Annotated in this window: 19 protein-coding genes; 5 read left to right on the top strand and 14 right to left on the bottom strand. The window is 71.1% G+C overall.

The window, feature by feature from the left end:
• Nucleotides 1-16: 16 nt before the first annotated feature.
• The 7 genes from AC3A3L_RS01905 to AC3A3L_RS01935 all read right to left on the bottom strand — a co-directional run bounded on the left by AC3A3L_RS01905 (nucleotide 17) and on the right by AC3A3L_RS01935 (nucleotide 8,181).
• On the bottom strand, nucleotides 17-1,027 hold the full coding sequence (locus tag AC3A3L_RS01905; protein ID WP_487638341.1) for a sugar phosphate isomerase/epimerase family protein: 1,011 nt from the start codon (nucleotides 1,025-1,027) through the stop codon (nucleotides 17-19).
• A complete protein-coding gene (locus tag AC3A3L_RS01910; RefSeq protein ID WP_487638342.1) occupies nucleotides 1,027-2,187 on the bottom strand; it encodes a Gfo/Idh/MocA family protein in 1,161 nt (386 codons plus the stop codon). Before AC3A3L_RS01910 ends, AC3A3L_RS01905 begins: the two co-directional genes overlap by 1 nt.
• A gap of 30 nt (nucleotides 2,188-2,217) precedes the next feature.
• The gene (locus AC3A3L_RS01915; RefSeq protein WP_487638343.1) at nucleotides 2,218-3,060 is read right to left on the bottom strand and encodes a sugar phosphate isomerase/epimerase family protein; all 843 of its coding nucleotides are present in this window, start codon (nucleotides 3,058-3,060) and stop codon (nucleotides 2,218-2,220) included.
• Between the two features lie 132 nt (nucleotides 3,061-3,192).
• A complete protein-coding gene (locus tag AC3A3L_RS01920; RefSeq protein ID WP_487638344.1) occupies nucleotides 3,193-4,440 on the bottom strand; it encodes a substrate-binding domain-containing protein in 1,248 nt (415 codons plus the stop codon).
• A complete protein-coding gene (locus AC3A3L_RS01925) occupies nucleotides 4,440-5,543 on the bottom strand; it encodes an ABC transporter permease (protein WP_487638345.1) in 1,104 nt (367 codons plus the stop codon). The genes AC3A3L_RS01920 and AC3A3L_RS01925 overlap by 1 nt, the downstream gene beginning before the upstream one ends.
• Complete coding sequence (locus AC3A3L_RS01930) at nucleotides 5,540-6,658, bottom strand: ABC transporter permease (RefSeq protein ID WP_487638346.1); 1,119 nt, start codon at nucleotides 6,656-6,658, stop codon at nucleotides 5,540-5,542. Before AC3A3L_RS01930 ends, AC3A3L_RS01925 begins: the two co-directional genes overlap by 4 nt.
• Nucleotides 6,655-8,181: a sugar ABC transporter ATP-binding protein gene (locus tag AC3A3L_RS01935; protein WP_487638347.1), complete on the bottom strand. Its 1,527-nt coding sequence runs from the start codon at nucleotides 8,179-8,181 to the stop codon at nucleotides 6,655-6,657. Before AC3A3L_RS01935 ends, AC3A3L_RS01930 begins: the two co-directional genes overlap by 4 nt.
• A 77-nt stretch (nucleotides 8,182-8,258) precedes the next feature.
• On the opposite strand from AC3A3L_RS01935, the gene AC3A3L_RS01940 reads away from it, so the two are divergent.
• The gene (locus AC3A3L_RS01940; protein ID WP_487638348.1) at nucleotides 8,259-9,476 is read left to right on the top strand and encodes an ROK family transcriptional regulator; all 1,218 of its coding nucleotides are present in this window, start codon (nucleotides 8,259-8,261) and stop codon (nucleotides 9,474-9,476) included.
• A 22-nt stretch (nucleotides 9,477-9,498) separates the two neighbouring features.
• Here the strand turns inward: AC3A3L_RS01940 and AC3A3L_RS01945 are convergent, their stop codons facing one another.
• Nucleotides 9,499-10,695, bottom strand: coding sequence for an acyl-CoA dehydrogenase family protein (locus tag AC3A3L_RS01945; protein WP_487638349.1), 1,197 nt, complete (start codon nucleotides 10,693-10,695; stop codon nucleotides 9,499-9,501).
• 132 nt (nucleotides 10,696-10,827) lie between these two features.
• On the opposite strand from AC3A3L_RS01945, the gene AC3A3L_RS01950 reads away from it, so the two are divergent.
• Entirely contained in the window at nucleotides 10,828-11,436 is a 609-nt protein-coding gene (locus AC3A3L_RS01950; protein WP_487638350.1) for a hypothetical protein, read from the top strand.
• 28 nt (nucleotides 11,437-11,464) lie between these two features.
• Here the strand turns inward: AC3A3L_RS01950 and AC3A3L_RS01955 are convergent, their stop codons facing one another.
• From AC3A3L_RS01955 to AC3A3L_RS01980, 6 genes are all read right to left on the bottom strand, one after another.
• Nucleotides 11,465-12,910: a phospholipase D-like domain-containing protein gene (locus tag AC3A3L_RS01955; protein ID WP_487638351.1), complete on the bottom strand. Its 1,446-nt coding sequence runs from the start codon at nucleotides 12,908-12,910 to the stop codon at nucleotides 11,465-11,467.
• 33 nt (nucleotides 12,911-12,943) lie between these two features.
• Nucleotides 12,944-13,957, bottom strand: coding sequence for a hypothetical protein (locus tag AC3A3L_RS01960; RefSeq protein WP_487638352.1), 1,014 nt, complete (start codon nucleotides 13,955-13,957; stop codon nucleotides 12,944-12,946).
• A gap of 47 nt (nucleotides 13,958-14,004) precedes the next feature.
• Nucleotides 14,005-14,232, bottom strand: a complete 228-nt coding sequence (locus AC3A3L_RS01965; protein ID WP_487638353.1) for a DUF6752 domain-containing protein — start codon at nucleotides 14,230-14,232, stop codon at nucleotides 14,005-14,007.
• A 13-nt stretch (nucleotides 14,233-14,245) separates the two neighbouring features.
• Nucleotides 14,246-15,811: a LicD family protein gene (locus AC3A3L_RS01970; RefSeq protein ID WP_487638354.1), complete on the bottom strand. Its 1,566-nt coding sequence runs from the start codon at nucleotides 15,809-15,811 to the stop codon at nucleotides 14,246-14,248.
• 41 nt (nucleotides 15,812-15,852) lie between these two features.
• A complete protein-coding gene (locus AC3A3L_RS01975) occupies nucleotides 15,853-17,034 on the bottom strand; it encodes an endonuclease/exonuclease/phosphatase family protein (RefSeq protein WP_487638355.1) in 1,182 nt (393 codons plus the stop codon).
• Between the two features lie 118 nt (nucleotides 17,035-17,152).
• Nucleotides 17,153-19,066: an endonuclease/exonuclease/phosphatase family protein gene (locus AC3A3L_RS01980; RefSeq protein ID WP_487638356.1), complete on the bottom strand. Its 1,914-nt coding sequence runs from the start codon at nucleotides 19,064-19,066 to the stop codon at nucleotides 17,153-17,155.
• A gap of 192 nt (nucleotides 19,067-19,258) precedes the next feature.
• Between AC3A3L_RS01980 and AC3A3L_RS01985 the strand changes: the two genes are divergently transcribed.
• From AC3A3L_RS01985 to AC3A3L_RS01995, 3 genes are read left to right on the top strand one after another with little or no spacing between them, the layout of a single operon-like run.
• The gene (locus AC3A3L_RS01985; RefSeq protein ID WP_487638357.1) at nucleotides 19,259-20,539 is read left to right on the top strand and encodes a magnesium transporter MgtE N-terminal domain-containing protein; all 1,281 of its coding nucleotides are present in this window, start codon (nucleotides 19,259-19,261) and stop codon (nucleotides 20,537-20,539) included.
• Nucleotides 20,536-21,048, top strand: a complete 513-nt coding sequence (locus AC3A3L_RS01990) for a DUF1003 domain-containing protein (RefSeq protein WP_487638358.1) — start codon at nucleotides 20,536-20,538, stop codon at nucleotides 21,046-21,048. Before AC3A3L_RS01985 ends, AC3A3L_RS01990 begins: the two co-directional genes overlap by 4 nt.
• Before the next feature lie 31 nt (nucleotides 21,049-21,079).
• Nucleotides 21,080-22,240 (top strand): Mrp/NBP35 family ATP-binding protein, encoded by a 1,161-nt coding sequence (locus AC3A3L_RS01995; RefSeq protein ID WP_487638359.1) that lies wholly within the window; start codon nucleotides 21,080-21,082, stop codon nucleotides 22,238-22,240.
• The last annotated feature ends 38 nt before the right edge of the window (nucleotides 22,241-22,278 follow it).

Consider the following 22,278-nt stretch of genomic DNA (forward strand, 5'->3'; position numbering starts at 1 on the left):
AGGGGGCTGCCCTCGCTCAGGTCTCCGACTGCTTGCTGAAGGCGGCGTCGAAGGACTGGGCGGGCGGCTCGAAGTCGAGCGCGCGCAGCCGCTCGAGCGCCTCGGGGGCGCCGCGCAGGCGGTCCATCCCGGCGTCCTCCCACTCGACCGAGATCGGCCCGTCGTAGCCGATCGCGGTGAGGGCGCGGAAGCAGTCCTCCCACGGGATGTCGCCGTGCCCCGTGGACACGAACGTCCAGCCCCGGCGCTGGTCGTCCCAGGGCAGGTGCGAGGAGAGGATGCCGTTGCGGCCGCCGCCCATCCGCATCCGCGTGTCCTTGCAGTCGACGTGGTAGATCCGGTCGGCGAAGTCGGAGATGAACGCGACCGGGTCGATCCCCTGCCACATCATGTGGCTCGGGTCCCAGTTGATGCCGAACGCCGGCCGGTTGTCGATCGCGTCGAGGGCCCGGCGCGTCGTCCAGTAGTCGTAGGCGATCTCGGAGGGGTGCACCTCGTGGGCGAAGCGCACGCCGCACTCGTCGAAGACGTCGAGAATCGGGTTCCACCGGTCGGCGAAGTCCTGGTAGCCGGCCTCGATCCGCTCGGCGGGCACCGGCGGGAACATCGCGACGTACTGCCAGATGGAGGAGCCGGTGAAGCCGACGACGGTCTTCACCCCCAGCTTCTGCGCGAGCCTCGCCGTCAGCTTCATCTCCTCGGCGGCGCGCTGGCGCACGCCCTCCGGGTCGCCGTCGCCCCACACGTGGTCACGCACGATCGCCTGGTGACGGAAGTCGATCGGGTCGTCGCAGATCGCCTGGCCGGTGAGGTGGTTGGAGATGGCGTGCAGCTGGAGGCCGTGCTTCTCCAGGATGCCGAGGCGCTCGGCGACGTAGGCCTCGTCGTCCCAGCGCCACGCGTCGAGGTGCTCGCCGGAGACGGCCACCTCGAGCCCGTCGTAGCCCCACTCGGAGGCGAGCCGGGCCACCTCCTCCAGCGGGAGGTCGACCCACTGGCCGGTGAAGAGGGTGAAGGGGCGACCCATCAGAGCAGGCCCCCGTCGACCTCGACGCAGCTGCCGCCGCGCGCGGAGCTGGCCTCGATCGCGGCCAGCACGCGCTGGACGGCGAGCCCGTCCTCGAAGGACGGGGTGGGCTCGCGGCCAGCGGCGAGCGCGGCGAGGAAGTCGGCGGCCTGGTTGGTGAACGTGGCGTCCCAGCCGAGGACGTGGCCCGGCGGCCACCAGCCGTCGATGTAGGGGTCGTGCTGCTCGGTGACGAGCTGGCGGCAGAAGGTGTCGGAACCGTCGAGGCAGACGTCGAGGTGGTTGAGCGACTCGAGGTCGAAGCGCAGGGCGCCGTTGCTGCCGTAGACCTCGATGCCGAGCGCGTTCTTGCGGGCGGTCGCCATGCGGGTGACCTCCAGGCTGACCACGGCACCGCCGTCGGTACGCAGGGTGCCCCAGGCGGCGTCGTCGACGGTGACCTCCTCGGGACCGTCGGCGCCGGTGCGCTCCGGGACGAAGGTGTGGGTCATCGCGTTGACGGCGGTGACCTCCTGGCCGAGCAGGAAGCGCACCTGGTCGACCGCGTGCGAGGCCAGGTCGCCGAGCGCGCCGGAGCCGGCCAGCTCGCGACGCAGCCGCCAGGTCATCGGCGCTGCGTCGTCGGCCAGCCAGTCCTGGAGGTAGGAGACCCGCACCTGCCGTACGTCGCCCAGGCGGCCCTCGGCGATGTGTCGCTGCGCCAGCGCCAGCGCGGGCACGCGGCGGTAGTTGAAGCCCACCATCGAGTGCACGCCGCGCTCGCGGGCGGCCTGCGCGGTGGCGACCATCTTCTCCGCCTCGGCCATCGTGTTGGCCAGCGGCTTCTCGGCGATGACGTGCTTGCCGGCCTCGAGGGCGGCGATCGCCACCTCGGCGTGGAGGTGGCCGGGGACGCAGACGTCGACGATGTCGATGTCGTCGCGGTCGAGGACCTCGCGCCAGTCGGTGGCCGACTCGGTCCAGCCGTACTGCCCGGCCGCGGCCGCCACGGCGTCCGCGTCACGGCCGACCAGCACCTGCTGGCGTACGCCGGGTGCGCCGGGGCGGAGTGCCGCGACGTTGCGCCACGCGTGGGAGTGCGCCTTGCCCATGAAGGCGTAGCCGATGACGGCGACTCCCGGGGACCCGGCGGCGCCCGAAGCGCTGGGTGTGCTGGTCACGTGCATCTCCTGACTTGCGGGGACGGTCGCTCAGGCGAGGGACCGGAGGAAGGACAAGCCGTCTCGGGCGAGCTCGTCCTGGGTGGCTGCCAGCGGACGCCAGATGGAGGCGGCCGTGGCGATGGAGGCGTTGTCTGCGGTGAAGCTCTCGATGACGAGGGGGCCGTCGTAGCCGACCTCGTCGAGGGCCCCCACCAGCGCCTTCCAGTCCGTCTGGTCGCCACCGGGCGCGCCGCGGTCGCTGCCGCAGACCTGGACGTGCGCCAGGTGCTGACCTGCGGCACGCACGGCGTCCGCGCTGGACCGCTCCTCGATGTTGAGGTGGTAGCTGTCCAGGGCCAGGCCCAGGCCCTCGCCGAGCAGCGGCTCGAGGGCGGTCAGGGCCTGGTCGACGGTGTTGACCAGGGAGGTCTCGTAGCGGTTGAGCGGCTCGATCCCGAGGCGCACGCCCCGGGCGACCGCGTGGTCGACCACCGGCGCGAGGCGCGTGCGGAGGTCGTCGTAGGCCGCCTGCCGCTCGTCGGCGTCCATCCGCCAGACGCGGCCGGTGGAGGCGTAGAACGGACCGCACACCGAGCGCGCGCCGATGCCGGCGGCGAAGTCGATGCAGGCGCGGAGGTAGTCCTGGGTGGCGTCGACGCAGGAGGCGTCGATGAGGTCACGCCCCGGCGCCATCGCGCCGACGACGCACGGCGTCAGGCCGGTCTCGGCGAGCACCTCGGACACGACGGGGACGGTGAGGTCGCCGGCGTTCTCCAGCGGGAGCTCGACGGCGTCGAAGCCCATGCCGGCGATCCGTCGCAGCAGGTCGGCCACGCCCGCGTCGGTGAGCGGGGAGGTCCAGACCCACGTGTTGACGCCGATCTCTCGCATGGAGCGGTCCTTCCGGGACTGGTGGAGTGCCTGGGGTTTCTGGGTGGTGCGGGGACGGGTGTCGGTGGGCCGGGAGGGCCCGGCCCACCGACGGGTGGATCAGATCACGTCCGGATCAGTCTGGGTGCCCGATCAGGGGATCTGGCGCTCCTGCCAGACCTCGGGGTAGCCGACGAGGTCCTCGCCGCCGAACTTGGCGTAGTGGCCGTCGGGCATGCCGTCGTTGGCCTCGATGAAGTCCGCGCGCTCGTCCTCGGTGATCGGGGTCTGCGGGAGCACCCACTCCTTCGGGACCTCCTCGCCGGCCCAGATCTTCTGCAGCGCGAGGAGCGGGGTGCGCCACTGGAAGTTGGAGTAGACGGGGGCCAGACCGGTCAGGCCGGTCTCCTCCCACTTGCGCAGGAAGCTCATCTCGTCCTCACCGGTCATGACCGGCAGGTCGGCGCCGAAGTCCTCGAAGGCCTCGATGGCGGCGACGGCACCGTCACCGGCGTCCATCCAGACGCCCTGGATCTCGCCCTTGTTGAGCTCGTCGGTGATGAAGGTCTTGATCTCGGTCGGGTCGGCGCCGGTGAAGAAGTCGACCGCCTCGATCCCGTTCTCGTCGAAGATCTTCTCGGCGGCGGCCCAGCGCTGCTCGAGCACGTCGACGCCGGGCAGGATGCGCAGCGCGACGACCTTGTCGCCCTCCTCGAGGTTGTCGACGAGGAACTCGGCGGTGTCGATGCCCCACGCGAAGCCACCGATCGGGTGGATGAACGAGGTGGCGCAGTCGGTGTTGACACCGCGGTCGAACACGATGACCGGCTTGCCGGTCTCGCACGCACGCTCGACGGCGTCCGTCATCGCGGCGGTCGAGTTGGGCGAGATGATGAAGGCGTCGCAGTTGCCCTCGGAGATGAAGTAGTCGATGTCGGCGATCTGGGTGTTGTCGTCGTCACCGGCGTCGCGGGTCTCCATCTCGGAGATGACGCCCTCGTCCTGCATCTCCTTGAGCTGCTGGTTCATGGTGATCCAGCCGGTCTGGCGCCACGGGTTGCCGATCGAGGCGTTGGCGAAGCACGCCTTGCCGGGCTTGTTGGACTTGTACTCCGACGTGTCGGTCATCTCGCCGTCGATGTACTGCAGGTAGGGCTTCTCGGGGTCGCCCTCGAACGTCGCCGAGCGCTGCTCGTACTGCTCGTCGTAGACCGCCTGGTCGAACCACTCCTGCTCGCCGCCCTCCTCGGGGCTCTCCTCGGCCTCGGGCGACTCAGAGGTCTCCGAGCTGCTGTCGGAGCCGCTGTCCGTCGGGTCCTCGGTGCTGCAGGCGGTGGCGACCACCCCGAGCAGCAGTGCAGAGGCCACGGCGATCGGCGCGCGATGGATCGTTCTGCGCATCAGTTTTCTCCTGTTTCAGTGCCCGGGCGGGCAGGGGTGGGTGATGGTGCAGGTGCTGCTGGTTGTGTCGTCCGAGAGGGCCGGCGGCCGAAGGACCAGGCGCGACCGGCAGCGGCGACGGCGAGGATGATGATCAGCCCCTGCACCGTCGGCCTCCAGGTGGATTCGACCTCCTGGAAGTTGAGGAAGGAGAAGAGCAGCTCGAGCGCGAAGGCGCCCGCCGCTGCGGAGAGCAGCCAGCCGCGACCGCCGCCGAGGACGACGCCGCCCAGGACGACGGCGGTGATCGCCTGGAACTCGTAGCCCGCGCCGACCGAGGGGTGCACGCCGGCGTAGCCGACGAGCAGGATGCCGGCGACGGTGGCCGAGAGCGACGAGAGCATGAAGGCCCGCGTCTTGACCCACCAGACGTGGGCGCCCGCGAGACCGGCGGCGTCGGGGTTGTCGCCCGTCGCGATGATCGTGCGGCCGAACGGCGAGCGCATCAGCCACACGCCCGCCGCCATCATGGCCAGGAGGATGACGACCGAGTAGGGCAGCACCTCGATGACGGGCACGTCCTCGATCGTGCCGCGGCCGATCTCGCGGAAGCTGTCGACCGGGTTGCCGGTGGCCGCGCCGCCCGTCATGTAGCGCACGAGACCACCGAGGGCGAGCATCGTGCCGAGGGTGACGATGAAGCTCGGCACCCGCAGCAGCGTGGTCGCCAGTCCGTTGACCAGTCCGACCGCTGCGCCGATGAGCAGCATCAGCGCCAGCGCGGGGAGCACGCGGCCCTCGTCCTGGCCGATGAAGTTGCCGGCGATGACCACCTGGGTGGCGATCACCGCGCCCATGGAGAGGTCGAACTCTCCCGAGACGATGACGTAGTACTGGCCCATGGCGGCGATCACGATCGGCGCGGTGCGGCCGATGAAGCGGATCAGCTGCGGCGGCTCGCCGAACGACGGGTTCGCGGCGACGACCGCGACGAAGAGCACCGCGACGAGGATGAAGACCGCGCCGCCGGGTGTCAGCGCCCCGCGCAGGAGCCGCTGGGGCAGCGATCCCTCGGTGAGCGGGAGGGCACGCGTGGTGGTCGGGGTCGAGGCGGTGGTGCTCATGCGGACTCCCCCTTCTTGGTGAGCGGGACGGTCAGGGCGGCGCCGGTGCCACCGAAGCGTGGTGGGCGGCGTACGACGCTGCGACGGGCGTAGACCGCGACGGCGAGGACGATCACGAGGCCGCGGACGAAGTCCTTGAGGAACGGGTTGACCTGCATGACGCCCATGACGTTGTCGAGCACGGCGAAGATCGCGACGCCGCCGATGGTGCCGATCACGCTGCCCTTGCCGCCGGAGAGGAGCGTGCCACCGAGCACGACGGCGGCGATGGAGAGCAGGTCGTAGCGTCCCTGCGAGCCGATGGTGGGCAGGCCCACACCGGTGCGGGACAGCAGCAGCAGGGCGGCGAGGCCGGCCAGGACCGAGCACAGCACGTGGGCGGCCACGACCGGCACGGTGGTGCGCACGCCGGACATCCGGGCGACGTCCTGGTTGCCGCCGATGGCGTAGAGGTGGTGGCCCAGCCTGGTGTAGCGCAGCAGCAGCGTCACCAGCGCCGCGCACACCAGCAGGATGATGAAGGCCGTGGGGATGATGCCGCCGATGCCGCTGCGACCGAGCAGCTCCAGCGCCGGCGAGGCGTCTCCGTGGCTGCCCTGGTAGTTGGTGCCGAGGTAGCCGCTGACGATGAGGCCGACACCGAGGCTGGCGATGAAGCCGTGGACGTGCAGCACGCCGACGAGCAGGCCCATCGCGAGGCCGATCAGCGCGCACAGCCCGAGGGTGTTGACGAGCGCGGCCGACAGGTTGGAGTCGAGGCCCTTCATGCCGCCTGCGGCGATCACCGTCGCCAGGCTCACGACGTAGGGCACGGACAGGTCGAGGCTGCCGACGAGGATGACGAGGGTCTGCCCGATGGCGATCAGGCCGAGGACACTCATCGCCGTCAGGACGGCCCACACGTTGCCCTGGCTGAAGAAGTTGCGGCCCTCGATGCCGGTCAGCACGGCCGACGCGGCCACGACGCCGACCAGCACGAGGTAGATGAGGGCGGTGGAGCTGAGCTGCTGGCGGGCGCCCTTGGGCCGCGCGGCGCGGCGTCGGCGGACGGATTCCTGCGACTCGGCGGGGGCGTCCGGGGTCTGGTCCGGCGTGTGGTCGGTGGTGGCACTCATGCCGCGTCCTCGCTCGTTGCTCCGGTGGCCATGGCGAGCACGGCCTCTTCACTGGCGCCGGCCGGGAGCTCGCCGGCGAGGCGGCCGTCGCGCATCACCAGGATGCGGTCGGACATGCCGATCACCTCGGGCAGCTCGCTGGAGACCATCAGCACGGCGACGCCCTGCCGGGTCAGCTCACGCATCAGCTCGTAGACGCGGTGCTTGGCGCCCACGTCGATGCCGCGGGTCGGCTCGTCCATCAGCACCACGAGCGGGTCGATGCTGAGCCAGCGAGCCAGCACGACCTTCTGCTGGTTGCCGCCGGAGAGGAACTGCACCTCCTGGCTGAGGCTCGCGGCCGAGACCTCGAGGTTGGACAGGACACCGGGCATGTCGCGCCGGGCCTGCGAGGTGCGGCGCGGGAACACCGAGCGGACCACGCCGAGGGCGTTGTCGAGGATCGACTGGTTGAGCGCCAGCCCCTTGGCCTTGCGGTCCTCGGTGATGAAGGCGAGGCGGGCGCGCACGCCCTGGCGCGGGCTGCTGACCTCGAGCGGCGCACCGTCGAGGGTGATGGAGCCGCGCGACACGGGGTGCACCCCGAAGACCGTCTCGAGCAGCTCGGTGCGACCGGATCCCTGCAGACCGGCGATGCCGACGATCTCACCGGCGCGGACGTCGAGGCCGATGTCGTCGACGTAGCCGTTGCCGACGCCCGACAGGGCCAGGCGGACCTCACCGACCTCCACGTCCACGGGCTTCTCGGGGAAGTAGGTGGTCAGGGGGCGCCCGACCATGAGGCGGACGAGCTCGGCCTCGGTCAGCTCCGCGGCCGGTCGGGTCGCGACGTGCTGGCCGTCCTTGAGGATGGTGATCGTCCGGCAGAGGTGGAAGATCTCCTTCAGCCGGTGGGAGACGTAGACGATCGCGACGCCGCGCTCGGTGAGCCGCTCGATGATGGAGTACAGCAGCTCGACCTCGTGGTCGGCGAGGGCGGCCGTGGGCTCGTCCATCTGGATGACCTTGGCGTCGAAGCTCACCGCCTTGGCGATCTCGACGATCTGCTGCTCGGCGACCGACAGGCTGCGCACGAGGGTGGTGGCCTTGAGGCCGGACACGCCGAGCCCGGTCAGCAGCTCCTCCGTGTCGCGGCGCATCCGACCGGTGTCGACCGGTCCGCCCGGGAAGCGACGTGGCTCGCGACCGAGCCAGATGTTCTCGGCGATGGTGCGCTCGAGGAGGAGGTTGAACTCCTGGAAGACGGTGGACACGCCGGCGCGCTGCGCCTGGACCGGGTGGCTGAACGACACCTCGTCGCCACCGACGACGATCGTGCCGCTGTCGGGGGTGTAGACGCCGGCGAGCATCTTCATGAGCGTCGACTTGCCGGCGCCGTTCTCACCGACGAGGCCGTGGACCTCGCCGGCGCGCAGGGTCAGGTCGAGGCCGTCCAGCACGGTGTTGCCGAAGAAGCTCTTCGTCATCCCGGTGGCGACGAGGGCGTTCTCAACCGCGTTGTTCGTGGGGGTGTTCGGAGGCACGGCGACACTGTGGCACGCGTCACGGGCTTTTGTCGAGCGCCTGCCAAAAGTGTTACCTCTGGCGTGCAAAGTCATGCATGTGCTTGACTCCGCTCGTGCGAACCGGCGAGCTTTTCGATCTCCTCCGTGACGGAAGGCCCTGGACACGCGCCCAGCTGGCCGAGGCGACGGGCCTGGCCCGGTCGACGATCACGGCCCGCATCGACACGTTGATGCGCCTCGGCCTGGTCGCCCCCTTCGGCGGTGCGCGGTCCACGGGTGGCCGTCCTCCGGCCCTCTTCGCCCTCAACCCCACCGCCAAGCTCGTGGTGGGCGTCGACGTCGGCGCGACCCACGCGAGTGCGGCCCTCACCGACCTCAACGGCTCGATCCTCGGCGAGGTCGACGCGCAGATCGCCGTCGCCGACGGCCCCGAGGCCGTCCTGTCCTGGGTGGTGGAGTCGGTGCGCGACCTCCTCGAGACCAGCGAGCGTCCCGTCGAGGACCTCGCCGCCATCGGCATCGGGCTCCCCGGGCCCGTGGAGCACTCCACGGGACGACCCATCAACCCGCCGATCATGCCCGGCTGGGACCGCTTCGACGTGCCCGCCTACCTCCAGGAGAAGTACCCCGTGCCGGTGCTCGTCGACAACGACGTGAACATCATGGCGCTGGGCGAGCGCCGTCGGCACCTGCGTGACGTGGACGACCTCGTCCTCATCAAGGTCGCGACAGGCATCGGCGCCGGCATCGTGTCCGGCGGCATCCTCCAGCGGGGCGCCCAGGGCACGGCGGGCGACCTCGGGCACGTCCGCGTCCCGGGCGCCGACGACGTGCCGTGCCGGTGCGGGAACTCCGGGTGCCTCGAGGCCGTCGCGGCGGGTCCCGCCCTGGCAGCAGCGGTGCGTGCGCAGGGCGAGCAGGCCGAGAACGGCGGCGACGTGGTCGAGCTCGTGCGGTCGGGCAGCCGGGTCGCCATGGGCGTCGTGCGCCAGGCCGGCCGCGACATCGGCGAGGTCGTCGCCACCATGGTCAACCTGATCAACCCGTCGGTGGTCGTCATCGGCGGCCAGGTCGCCGGCGCGGGCGAGCACCTGCTCGCCGGGATCCGCGAGTCGGTCTACCACCGCTCGCTCCCCCTGGCGACCGAGCACCTGCGCATCGTGACGTCTCGCGCCGGCGGCGAGGCGGCCGTGCTGGGGGCCTCGGCCCTGGCGATCGAGCACGTCCTCTCCCCCGACGTCGTCGAGGCAGCCAGCGAGGCGCTGGCGGCGGCCGACGCCGCGGCGGAGGCCGAGGCGACGGCCGGCCGATGACGGCCGGGCTGATCCTGCCCGCTCAGCGCAGCTGGTAGTCCTTGAGCAGGCTGCGGCCGATGATCATCTTCTGGATGTCGGAGGTGCCCTCGCCGATGAGCATGAACTTCACCTCGCGCATGAGGCGCTCGATCTCGTACTCCTTGGAGTAGCCGTAGCCGCCGTGGATGCGGAAGGAGTCCTCGACGACCTCGTTGGCGTACTCACTCGCGACCATCTTGGCCATCCCGGCCTCGACGTCCATCCGCTGGCCGGTGTCCTTCAGGCGGGCGGCCTTGACCATCATGGTGTGGGCGACCTCGACCTTGGTGGCCATCTCCGCGATCCGGAACAGCACCGCCTGGTGCTCGGCGATCGGCTTGCCGAAGGTCTTGCGCTGCTGGGCGTAGGCGATGGCGAGCTCGAACCCGCGCCACGCCAGCCCGCAGGCGCGGGCGGCGACGTTGACGCGGCCGACCTCGACGCCGTCCATCATCTGGAAGAACCCCTTGCCGGGCTCCCCGCCGAGGACCTGCTCGGCGGCGATGACATGTCCTTCGAGGATGAGCTCGGTCGTCTCGACGCCCTTGTAGCCCATCTTGTCGATCTTGCCCGGCACGGTGACGCCCTGGGCGGTCTCGCCGAAGCCGGCCTCCTTCTCCACGAGGAACGTCGTCATGTTCTTGTAGACCGAGTCGGCACCCTCGTCGGTCTTGGTCAGGACCGCGACCAGGGTGGAGGTGGCGCCGTTGGTCAGCCACATCTTCTGGCCCGTGATCGAGTACGACCCGTCGTCCTGCCTGGTCGCCTTGGTCGACACCGCGGACACGTCGGAGCCCAGGCCCGGCTCGGACATCGAGAACGCGCCGCGCACCTCGCCGGTGGCCATCTTCGGGAGGTACTTCTGCTTCTGCTCGTCGGTGCCGTGCTGGATCAGCATGTAGGCCACGATGAAGTGGGTGTTGATCACGCCGGAGACGCTCATCCACCCGCGGGCGATCTCCTCGACCACCAGCGCGTACGTCAGCAGCGACTCGCCGAGGCCGCCGAACTCCTCGGGGATGGTCAGCCCGAAGACCCCGAGCTCCTTGAGGCCCTCGATGATCTCGGTCGGGTACTCGTCGGCGTGCTCGAGCTCCTGGGCGACCGGGATGATCTGCTCGTCCACGAACTGCCGCACGGCCTTCAGGATCTCGGACTGGTCCTCGGAGAGGCCATCGGTCTGGCAGAGGCGGGGCATGTGGTGGCTCCTGTGCGCTCGCGGCTGGATCGCTCGGAGTCTAGTTAGCGGACGTTCACCCTGGGCAGGGTCACGAGCCGAGACGGTCGTCACACCGCGGATGCGCGTGGTGCGCGTGAGAGACTGGAGCGCATGCGAGCAACCCGTGCGATCGGACCAGCCCTCGGAGCCTCCCTCGTCCTGCTCCTCGCAGCGTGCGGGGACGACGCCCCTGACACCGGCGTCGACCCGTCGTCGGAGAGCTCGGCCTCCAACACGCCCTCGGAGACGACAGACACGCCCAGCGCCACGCCGGTGGACCCCGTCGACTTCGGCACCGAGCCCGCCGTCGAGCCGTCGTACAAGAAGGCGGCCCTGCAGGCCACGAGCGACGAGCTCATCACGATGGTCCCGTCCACCCTCCCGGAGGGATGGACGACGGTGGGCGGCGGCTACCAGCCCGAGCCGCAGTGGTGGCGCATGGAGTTCACGGCGCCGACCGGTGACGTGGTCCTCGACCAGCTGCCCGGCACGAGCGACGACGTGCTGTCCGACCAGCCCGACCTGACGCCTGCCGACGACGTCGACCTCTCGGCGTGGGGCACCGGCTCGTGGTCCGCGTGGGACCACGAGGGCGCCACCGTGCTCGCGCACGACCTCAAGGGCAGCACCGTCGTGCTGCAGGGCCCTGACCTCGAGACCGTCCGCGGTCTCGCCGAGACGCTCCTGCCCGCCGACGAGGCCGGCGAGCAGGAGGGCTGACCGGCCCCGAGCGGCCCCGACCCGATCGTCAGTCGTTCTCCCAGGTCGGGCCGCCGGCCTTGAGCCCGTCGGGCTCGACCGTCTGCATCGGGCCGACGCCGACCCGGCGGCCGTTGACCGTCCTCCAGGACGAGTACGTCGTGGTGTAGGCGTCGCGGCTGTAGGGCTTCTTCCACATCAGGTTGAAGTTCTTCATGTAGTCGCGGACCACGCCGCGGCCGTGCATGGCGAAGAGGATCTCGTCCTGCGGGGTGCCGAGGCTGGACCAGTTGGTCGAGCCGGTCCACACCATGCGGCTGTCGACGCCCTTGTACATGCCGCGCAGCACGAAGTACTTGTGGTGCGTGTAGCGCTCGATGTTCTCCGGCATGTTGTCGATCTCGGGGTCACCGGTCGGGACGTCGTCCTTGAGGTTGAAGCCCGTGGAGCGCAGCGGCACGCGACCGCGATCGGTCGGGGCGCCGATGTGCTGCTTGGTGTGGAAGCCCATCAGACCGTAGTTGACGCGCAGGTTGCACCCCGCGGCGTAGAGCTCGCGCAGCTTGTCGGCGATGTAGTTGCCGCGCTTGCCGCGCATCGAGTGCATCGACAGCGCGAGCTGGGTGCGCCGCTGCACGCCCGCCGCGTCGGTGTAGACGCACGAGATGTTGTTGAGGATGTCGAGCACGGCGTCGTTGCTCGGCGTCGTGTACTTCGGGAAGACGATGGTGTGGTACTTCTGCATGTCGCCGTTGGGGCAGTCGCGACCGTTCTCGCAGAAGTTGTAGGAGGCGCGGCGCTTGTCCCAGTCGGGCTTCATGTCGCGGAAGAGGGTCTGGAACTCGTTGTAGAGGGTCTTCTTGCCGACGGTGGTCCAGAGGTCGTTCCACTGCCAGCGCACGGCGTTGAGCGTCATGTTGTAGGAGCCGAGCATGACGACGTTGCGGTTCTTGCCGGTGCGGCTGAACAGGTAGAACTTGCTGTGCAGGTTGTTGTACTCGTTCTCGTCGGCCCGGCAGCCGGACACGCACCGCTTGAGGAAGTTCTTCTTCTTGGTGTTGTGCCCGAGCACCTTCTGGATCCGCACCTGGGCGCCGGGGACCAGGTGGTCGTTGAGCAGGACCTGCACCCGGACGCCGCGCTTGCGGGCACGGATCAGCTCGTCGGCGAAGACCTGCCGGTCGAGGGAGTAGGCCGAGATGGTGATCTTCTCGCCCTTGGGCGTGTTGCGGATCGCTCGCAGGACGTGGCGCTCGATGACGAAGCGCTTGGCGGGAACCATCGGGTTGTTGAACTTCGGCCCGACCGGCACCTTCCACTTCTTGTTGGGCTTGCCGGGCTTGCGCGCGGCGGGTGCCGTCAGCGGGGCCGACGATGCGGCCACAGCCGCGCCCGAGGTCGGCGCGGGCGCAGCGGAGGCGGCCAGCGAGAAGGGCGCGGCCAGCGAGGCCATCAGCCCACAGGCAGCGAACAGGGCAACGAACTTGGAACGCACAAAGACTCCTACGTGGCACACGAGGCGCCCGGATCAGGAATTCCCCCGACGTGGCGGCACATCACCTGTGCTCGCGCGGACGTCCGCCACGATATCAGCGACGAGTCGCGACGCCGATTCGAGCAGCTCGGCGGTCGTGACCGTGTCGGGCTCACGCCCGGCGGCGCCCTGGCGGTCCGCCGAGAGTGCCGACAGGTCGCCCAGCACATGGAAGCCGCGGTCGACGATCAGCTCGGTCGCGGCCCGGTCCAGCTCGGCGAACCGCGCGCGGTACTGCTCCGGCAGGCCGCCGCGCTCCCGCGGCTGCCGGGCGAGCAGGTCCTCCGCGAGGTAGCCGCGGATCCACACGCCGCGCTCCTGGGCCGAGTACGGCGGCAGGTGCTTGTTGACCAGTCGCAGGGTCTCGATCTGGACGATCCCGAGCGCCGGGTTGACCGCGTCGGAGGGTGCGGCGAACGCGTCGGGGTCGATGCCGAGCACCTCGGCGAAGTGGCGCCAGTGCAGGTCGCGAGCCTCCCCCGCACCGGGCATCACCAGGACGTGCACCCGGTCCGCCGGGAGGTCAGGGGTCCAGCGCTCGAGGACGCCGGCCAGGTCCCAGGTGCGCATGCTGAACTCCGGCCCGCCCGCCGCCTTGCCGGCCATGACCGAGTCGAGGTCGACGGTGCTGCCGTTCTTCACCGACTCCTGCCAGCCGGCCGAGACGACGCTGGCGGCGTCGCGGGCGGTGACGACCAGGTGCACCTCGTCGTCCGGGAAGTCGGCGATCGCCCGGGACGCCTGCTCGGCGCTCGCCCCGCAGAGGAACTCGTGGGTGATCAGCACGTCGCCGGACTGGGCGCGGGACTCGTCGACGAGCCGCCGCCATGCGCCGGGCGCGTCCGGGTGCCGCCGCGCGAGCCGCGGTCGCTCCTGCAGGTCGAGGGCCGCCCAGAGGTGCTCGCGGTGGCCGAACCCGGGGACGAACACCCCCGACGACCGCAGGCGGTCACGGTTGGCCCAGACGACCTGCTGGAGGTACGTCGTACCGGTCTTGGGCAGCCCCACGTGCAGGAACACCCGGCGGGGGCCGCCGCTCCCGCGTGGGCCAGGGCTCAAGAGAAGTCCCCGCGGTACTTCCCGAGCAGCTCCTCCAGCCTCTCCTCGTCGCGGGCCGCCACGGGCAGCAGCAGCTCGGTCACGACGTCGGTGAGCTCGGCCAGCCGCACGTTGAGGGCGCGGTTCTCCTGGACCGCCTCCTCCAGCGCCGCGACGCGCTTCTCGAGGTCGCCGTCCGCCGCAGGGCCGGAGCGGTGCCCCTTCCGATTGCCCAGTCCGAACATGTCTGCTCCCACCTCACGCGTTCCAGTCGATGATCATGCGGCACACCTGCGAGCTGCCGGGGGCGTCCGAGACGTGCTCGCGGACCTGCTCCAGGATCCGGCCACCCGACTCCTCGACCTCGGCCGCGACGACCGCCGGGTCGAGGGGCTTGCGGGCGCCGGTGCGGCGAGCGTAGCCGTCGCGCCCCTTCTCGCTGAGGAACTGCAGGTGCAGGGTGCCGTCGGTCCCGGCGAGGACCATGCGGGCGGAGCGCAGCATGTTGAGCCGCCCGCGGCGTCCGAGCCGCTCCACGACGTGGACGCAGCCGACGGCGCGCGGGCCGGGCATGCGGGCGATCCAGGCGGGGACGGCGAGGACGTGGCGCAGCTCGAGGAGGTTGAAGAGCTGGAAGGTCACGCGCGGGTCGTCGGCCCGGCGCTGCGCCTCGGCGTCGTAGGCGTAGGGCTGGAAGTCCAGGCCGATCGCGGTGACGCCGCGGTCGGCGAACCAGGCGACGTCGGTGCCGCGACCGCAGCCGATGTCGACGTACGTCGCCAGGTCGGGGTGGCGCTCGGCGACCGCCCGGGCCACGGCCGAGACCGACGCGGCGTGGTGCGCCGTGCGCTTGTGGTAGGCGTGCCACCCGGCGCGGCCGGTGCGCATCCCGCGGAACCAGCCGTTGAAGAGCTCGATGGTGCTCGCGGGGGTGGTGAACTTGTAGGCCGGGTCGGGCACGCGCCACCGCGGGCCGTAGGTGGCGGTGAGGAACTTGTCGGTGTCGGCGGGGACCGGGAACTCCCGACCCTCGAGCGACGCCGTCCCGAGCGGGTAGATCCACTCGCGCCGGAAGGGGACGGCGATCTCGCCCATGAGGTAGAGGGTGCCGTCGCGCATGAACCCGCCGAAGACGTCGAGGCCGCGGTCGAGGCCGTCGCTCTCGAGGACGTGCACCTTCAGTGCGATGGCGCTGTAGCGCGTGACGCGGTAGCCCATGTCGGTGAGCGCGCGCTGGATGCGGAACGACTCACGGATCACGTCGACCGGGTGGTCGTAGGTGCTGACGTAGCCGAGGTCGGCGTCGCTGTCGTGGCCGATGAGGCCGCCGTCGCGGATGGCACCGAGTGCGGTGCCGTAGGCGAGGAAGGCGTCGAGCCCGACCTGCCGCAGTGCGCCGAGGACCTCCTCGATCGCGTCGAGCAGCGGCTCGACCTGCGCGGCGTCGCGCGTGTCGAAGGTCTCGACGAGCTTGAGGGACTTGTCGAGGCTGAGCGGGCGCCCGGCCGGGTTGACGACCTCGATCCGGTCCGGACGGTCCCCGAACTGCACCGTGCGGGAGAACAGCACGGTGTCGGTGCCGGGGTCGCTCAGCGTCACCTCGGTGACGCCGTCCAGGAACGGGCGCAGCGGCTTGGGCCAGGTCAGGGTGACCCCGTCGTCGCCCCGCTCGCCGTCGCGCAGCAGCCAGAAGGACCAGATGCGGCGGCCGTCGAAGGCCACGTCCACGAGCTGCTCGCGGGCGTCGGCGACCAGCAGGCCCGCGGCGTCGATCCGGAGGACCTCCAGCGCGCCGGGACGCCGCAGCTGGCTCAGGGACCTCACGCGGCGGACTATACCGAGCGACCGGCCCGGGACCTCAGCGGCTACTCGTCGCCGGCGTCGCCGTCGGCGTCACCGGTCGTGTCGCCGTCGTCACCGGTGAGGGTCGCCGTCGCGTGCACCATGGCGTGGTCGGAGGCCTGGCCCGTGCCGGTGACGGCGTAGCCGGAGAAGGCGACGCCGGTCGAGCCGAAGATCCAGTCGACCTGCATGCTCGGCGGGGGCGCGCAGCCGCCGGCGGAGCTGCCGCCCGCGGCGGCGCTGAAGACGCCGCCGGCGGTGAACCGGCAGAAGATCTCGGCACGCTCGTTGTAGTCGCCGGTCGCGATGACCGGGACGCCGTCGGCCTGGTGCAGCTCGGTGAGGTGGGCGACCTCGATGGCCGCCGCCTCCGCACGCCAGCGCGCGTTGTTGCCGAGGTTGGGGGTGTCGGCGGGGTTGTGGAAGTTCGCGAACCACGCGCGACGACCGGTGCTGATGGACTCGAGGAGGACGACCGGCATCGCGATGCGGCTGCCGCCGGCGTAGGGGATCGAGATCGTGTGGGCCTCCACCAGCTGGAAGACGTCGGAGCGCCACGCGATGTTGAAGCGCACGGACTTGTTGCCCAGCGCCATGCCCGGGTAGAGCGAGTACTCCCCCGCCCGCGACGTGAACATGCCGTGCTGGCTCTGCTCGAACTCCTGGAACCCCACGACGTCGATGCCGTTGTTGCGAAGGGCGGCGATGGACATGTCCATGCGTGGTCCGCCGTCGGGGAAGCCGGGCTTGTTGCCTCCCGGCCCGGTGTGCGAGTCGCCGAGGACGTTGTAGCTCGCCACCTGGAACTCGAACGGCTGGGTACGGCGCTCGACCTCCTCGACCTGGCGGGAGACGCGGGCGGCGAGCCGGCGCTGGGCGGCACGGAAGCGGCGTACGGACTCCTCGAGCTGCTCGGGCTCCACGTGCTCGGGCTCGGCACCGGCCGAGCCCGACGGGTCCCCCGTTCCATCCTCGTCGCCCGCACCGTCCGGCCCGTCCGACTCGCCCGCGAGGTCGGAGGCGGCGGTGGCCCGCGAGGGGCTCGACCGCTCGCCGGCGACGTCGTCGACCGCCGAGTCCGACCAGAACGACGCCCACACCACGGCCGCGACCACGGCGACCACGAGGAACGGGGCCCACAGCTCGACGCGCGAGCGACGCGGGCTGCGCGCGCTGCTCGTCGTCTCGGGGTCCTTGTGCTCCACGGCCACCTTCTGTGGGGGTGTGAGCCGACGGCCCCGGTGCGCGGCTCCACGCCGGGCGTGGACGGCTCGGAGCCGCAAGCCTAACCGGGCGCCGTCACACAGGCCCAAACTTCGCGGATCAGGACCCGGGCACCAGGATCGGGTCGAAGACCTGGAACCGCTGCTCCGGGTCCATGGAGGACGCGGGCACCGGCGGGACGCCCAGCGAGCGGGTCACGAGGTTGGTCAGGTCGCCCACCCGGATCGGCTGGGTGCCGGAGTAGCCGGGCTGCTGCTTGCCGGGCGAGGCGAACGACGGGTTCAGCCCGTAGAGGTCGCTGCCGGCCGGGACACCGGGTCCGGTCACCCACATCGGCACCTTGTAGCTCTTCGCCCAGGTGCGCGACGAGCCGCGCGACTTCTGCGCACCGCCGGTGCCGGTGACGATCAGCAGCGTGGTGCCGTTCATCTCGGGCGACTTGGCGATGCTGCGACGGATGCCGGCGACCTTCTGGAACGCCTTGCGGACCGACTTCTGGTAGGTGGCGCCCTTGAACCCGTCCTGGAGCCCCGACTTCAGGACGCCGGAGAGCTCGATGACGCTGAGGTCGGCGGGCTTGCGGGCGATGGTGTCGCGCCACCAGCCGACGCTGCGCGAGTCGTCGCGCATCATCTTGAACCGGTCGATCTTGGCGGTGCCGTCGTCGACGCCGTAGGGGTCCTTGCCGCCGTTCTTGCGGTTCCAGCTCGTGAGGACGAGCCGGGTCTCCTTGCGGCTGGAGGCGAACATCGTGCGCCCGGAGTTGTTGTGCGCGAGGTCGAACAGGCTGGAGACGTACTGGCCGGCCGAGTCGTGGACGGTCGACGGGAGCTTCTTCTCCGAGCCGACGCCGTGGCCGCCGCGCTTGGGGAACACCCGGCGCCCGGTGAGCAGCGACATCAGGTTGGCGTCGGCCTGCGTGCTCTCGGTGACGGTGCGCGCGTTCCTCGTCGAGGCGCCGTTGGCGGCCATGCGGGTGGCCTCGCCGGGGGCGCTCGAACCGCCCGCGGCGGCCGCGGTCAGGCCGGGCACGGCGACCACCACGACGTGGTCGACGCCGACCGGCGCGGAGGCCGGGACGACGACGTTGGCGGTGTAGAGCGGGTGGTCGCTGGTCTTCGACACGTAGTCGTTCCAGACGCGCGTGTAACCGTTGAAGAACGCGTCCTTGGTGCCCATGATCCAGTCGATCGCACCGCCGCCGGGCGGCGAGCACGTGCTTCCGTCGACGTAGCCGCCGCTGGCCGACCAGAGACCGGCGCCGGGCGCGACCTTGCAGTAGTAGCTGCCGCGCTCGTTCTTGTCACCGAGCGAGATGAAGGGGGCGTCGGGGTAGGCCGCGCGCAGCTCGTTGGCGAGGGCGACCTCCATCGCGAAGCCGGCGTCTCGGTAGCCCTGGGCCGGACCGCGCACGTCGGCGGGGTTGTGGGTGTTGAAGAACCACACCCGGCGGCCGGTGTCGACGTTCTGCAGGAGCACCGCCGGCATCCGGCTCGGGACGCCGTCGAAGTAGGGGATGGGAAGGGTGCGGGCCTCGAGCAGGGTCCACGTGGCGGTGCTCCACCCGATCGAGTTGACCGACGGACCGGCCGGGTTGTTGAGGCCGGGGTAGGTCTGCCACGACGTGCCCATCAGCTCCGCGAACCGGGCCGCCTGCGGCGGCTGGAACTCCTGGAAGCCCACGACGTCGAGGGTGTGCTGCTGCAGCAGGCTGACGACGCGGTCCATGCGGACGACGCCCGACTCCCAGCCCTTCCGCTTGCCGCCGGGAGCGGTGTGGTCGGCGCCGAGGACGTTGAAGTTGCCCACGCGGAAGCCGGTCGCCGGGGTCGTCTGCGAGACCTCCATCGACCGGGCCGTGACGGGGGCGGCCGCGGGCTCGGCCGCCGAGGCAGGCGCGAGGCCCGAGTCGGGTGCGACGGGAGCCACGAGCAGGGCGGTGGCGAGGGTCAGGCCGACGACGCAGAGGCGTCGGACAGAGGACGGGCGCGTGAGAGCGAGCGTGCCGGGCATGGAGGGGGCCTCACAGATGTCGGGGAAGGGCGTCGTCGAGGTGACCCGACCGTGACCCCTCACCCCCACGTCGTCGACGTGTCGGCCCGGGCCCGATCGTGTGACAGAAGTGACTCGTGCGACGACAGGGTACACCACGGATCCGGCGCGGAGGCGGTTCGCGGAGGATCCCGGCACGCTAACGTTGCGGGCGTGAGCACCCCCCCGACCCGCGTCTTCGTGGCCCGGCTCGTCGGGCTGCCGATCTTCGACCCTCAGGGCGACCAGGTGGCCAAGGTGCGCGACCTCGTGGTCGCGATCCGCACCGAGACCAACCAGCCACGCGTCCTCGGCCTGGTCGCCGAGGTGTTCGGCCGACGCCGGATCTTCGTGCCGATGACCCGGATCACCGCCATCGACAGCGGCCAGGTGCACACGACCGGCCTGCTCAACATGCGCCGCTTCGAGCAGCGCTCGACCGAGACGCTCGTGATGGGCCAGATGCTCGACCGCACCGTGACGATCCGCGAGTCCGGCGTGACCGGCGTGGTCTACGACGTGGCGATGGAGCAGGCGCGCAACCGCGACTGGGTGCTGTCGCGCATCGCCGTGCAGGAGCCGAGCAAGGGCTTCCGGCGGCGCGGCCAGACCCACGTCGTGGAGTGGCGCGACGTCACCGGCCTGACCAGGCACGAGCCGACGCAGGGCGCCACCCACCTCATCGCCGCGCTCAACGACATGCGCCCGGCCGACGCGGCCAACATGATCCACGACCTGCCGGCCGAGCGGCGCACGGCCGTCGTCGCCGCACTGGACGACGAGCGCCTCGCCGACGTGCTGGAGGAGCTCCCCGAGGAGGACCAGGTCGAGATCCTCGAGCACCTCGACTCCGAGCGCGCCGCCGACGTGCTCGAGGAGATGTCGGCCGACGACGCCGCCGACCTGATCGCCGACCTCAACCCCGAGACCGCCGCCACGCTGCTCGGCCTGATGGAGCCCGACGAGGCCGAGGACGTGCGACGCCTGATGTCGTACGACGACGACACGGCCGGCGCGATGATGACGCCCGAGCCGGTGATCCTCTCCCCCGACGCGACCATCGCCGACGCCCTCGCCCACGTGCGCAACCCCGAGCTCACGCCCGCGCTCGCGGCGCTCGTCTACGTCTGCCGCCAGCCGCTCGAGACGCCGACCGGGCGGCTCCTGGGCGCCGCCCACATCCAGCGGCTCCTGCGCGAGCCCCCCTCGACCCTCGTGGCCGCGGCGCTCGATGAGTCGATGGACCCGCTGCGCCCCGACGCGTCGATGGACCAGGTGGCGGCGCACCTGGCCACCTACAACCTGGTGGCGGCGCCGGTCGTCGACGACGAGGGTCGTCTGCTCGGCGCGGTGACGGTCGACGACCTGCTCGACCACATGCTGCCCGAGGGCTGGCGCGACCGGGCGCCGCGTCCCGGTCCGATCACCGGCCGCGCCGTCGGGGGTGACCGGTGAGCGCCGACCGTCGTACGCGCCTCGACACCCCGCGCGACGCGCGCCGCCAGATCGTGCGCCGCCCGAGCGTGGACGCCGACGCGTTCGGCGTCTTCGCCGAGTCGTTCGCCCGCTACATGGGCACCGCGAAGTTCCTGCTCTGGATGACGATGTTCGTCGCCGCCTGGATCTGCTGGAACGTCCTGGCGCCCGCGGACCTGCGCTTCGACGAGTTCCCCTTCATCTTCCTCACCCTGATGCTCAGCCTCCAGGCGTCCTACGCCGCTCCCCTGATCCTGCTCGCCCAGAACCGCCAGGAGCAGCGCGACAAGGTCGTCGCCGAGCAGGACCGCCAGGCCAACGCCCGGGCCCACGCCGACATGGAGTTCCTGGCCCGCGAGGTCGCCTCCCTGCGGATGGCGGTCGGCGAGGTGGCCACCCGCGACTTCCTCCGCTCGGAGCTGCGGGGCCTGCTGGGCGACATCGAGGACCTCTCGCGCCGCGAGCCCGAGGACGAGCCGGGACCGTGATCCCACGGGGTGGCTCGTAGACTTCTCCATCATGAGCACCCCCACGCAGCAGCAGGTGATGGACGCCCTGGCGACCGTCAACGATCCCGAGATCAAGCGGCCGATCACCGAGCTGGGGATGGTCGACACCGTCGAGGTGGCCGACGACGGCTCGGTCGCCGTCCACGTGCTCCTCACGGTCGCCGGGTGCCCGCTGAAGGACACCATCAACCGCGACGTCACCGCGGCCGTGACGAAGGTCCCGGGAGTCGCGTCGATCGACCTCACCCTCGGCGTGATGACCGCCGAGCAGCGTGCCGGACTCAAGGAGATCCTCAGCGACGGTCGCGCCCAGCGCGAGATCCCGTTCGCCCAGCCGGGCTCGCTGACCAAGGTCTACGCCATCGCCAGCGGCAAGGGCGGCGTCGGCAAGTCGTCGGTCACGGTCAACCTCGCCCTCTCGCTCGCCGCGCAGGGCCTCAAGGTCGGCATCGTCGACGCCGACATCTACGGCCACTCGGTGCCGGCGATGCTCGGCGTGGCCGACACCCGGCCGACCCAGGTCGACGACCTGATCATGCCGGTGCCCACGCCCAGCGGCGTCTCGGTCATCTCGATCGGCATGCTCAAGCCCCGTCGCGACCAGGTCGTCGCCTGGCGCGGGCCGATGCTCGACCGCGCCCTGGTGCAGATGCTGGCCGACGTCTACTGGGGCGACCTCGACGCCCTCCTGCTCGACCTGCCCCCGGGCACCGGCGACGTGGCCATCTCGCTCGGCCAGCACCTGCCGAGCGCGGAGGTCGTGGTCGTCACCACCCCGCAGGAGGCGGCCGCCGAGGTCGCCGAGCGCGCCGGCACCATGGCCTCGATGATGCACCAGCGGGTCGTGGGCGTGGTCGAGAACATGAGCTACCTCCCCTGCCCGCACTGCCCGCCCGAGGACGACCACCGCCTCGAGGTGTTCGGCACCGGTGGCGGCGCCCGGGTCGCCCAGACCCTCTCCGAGCGGTTCGGCTACGACGTGCCGGTGCTCGCCCGGATCCCGCTCGACATCTCGCTCCGCGAGGGTGGCGACGTGGGCAAGCCCATCGTGGAGGCCGACCCCTCCGCCCCTGCCGCGCGCGAGCTGACCCGGGTGGCCCAGACGCTGTCGGGTCGCGGCCGCGGGCTCGCCGGGATGCAGCTCGGGCTCACCCCGTCCAGCAAGTTCTGACCACGTCCGATCACGGTTCCGGCCAGGCAGTAGGTTCT

The organism is Nocardioides sp. Soil_C_8, assembly GCF_057656315.1.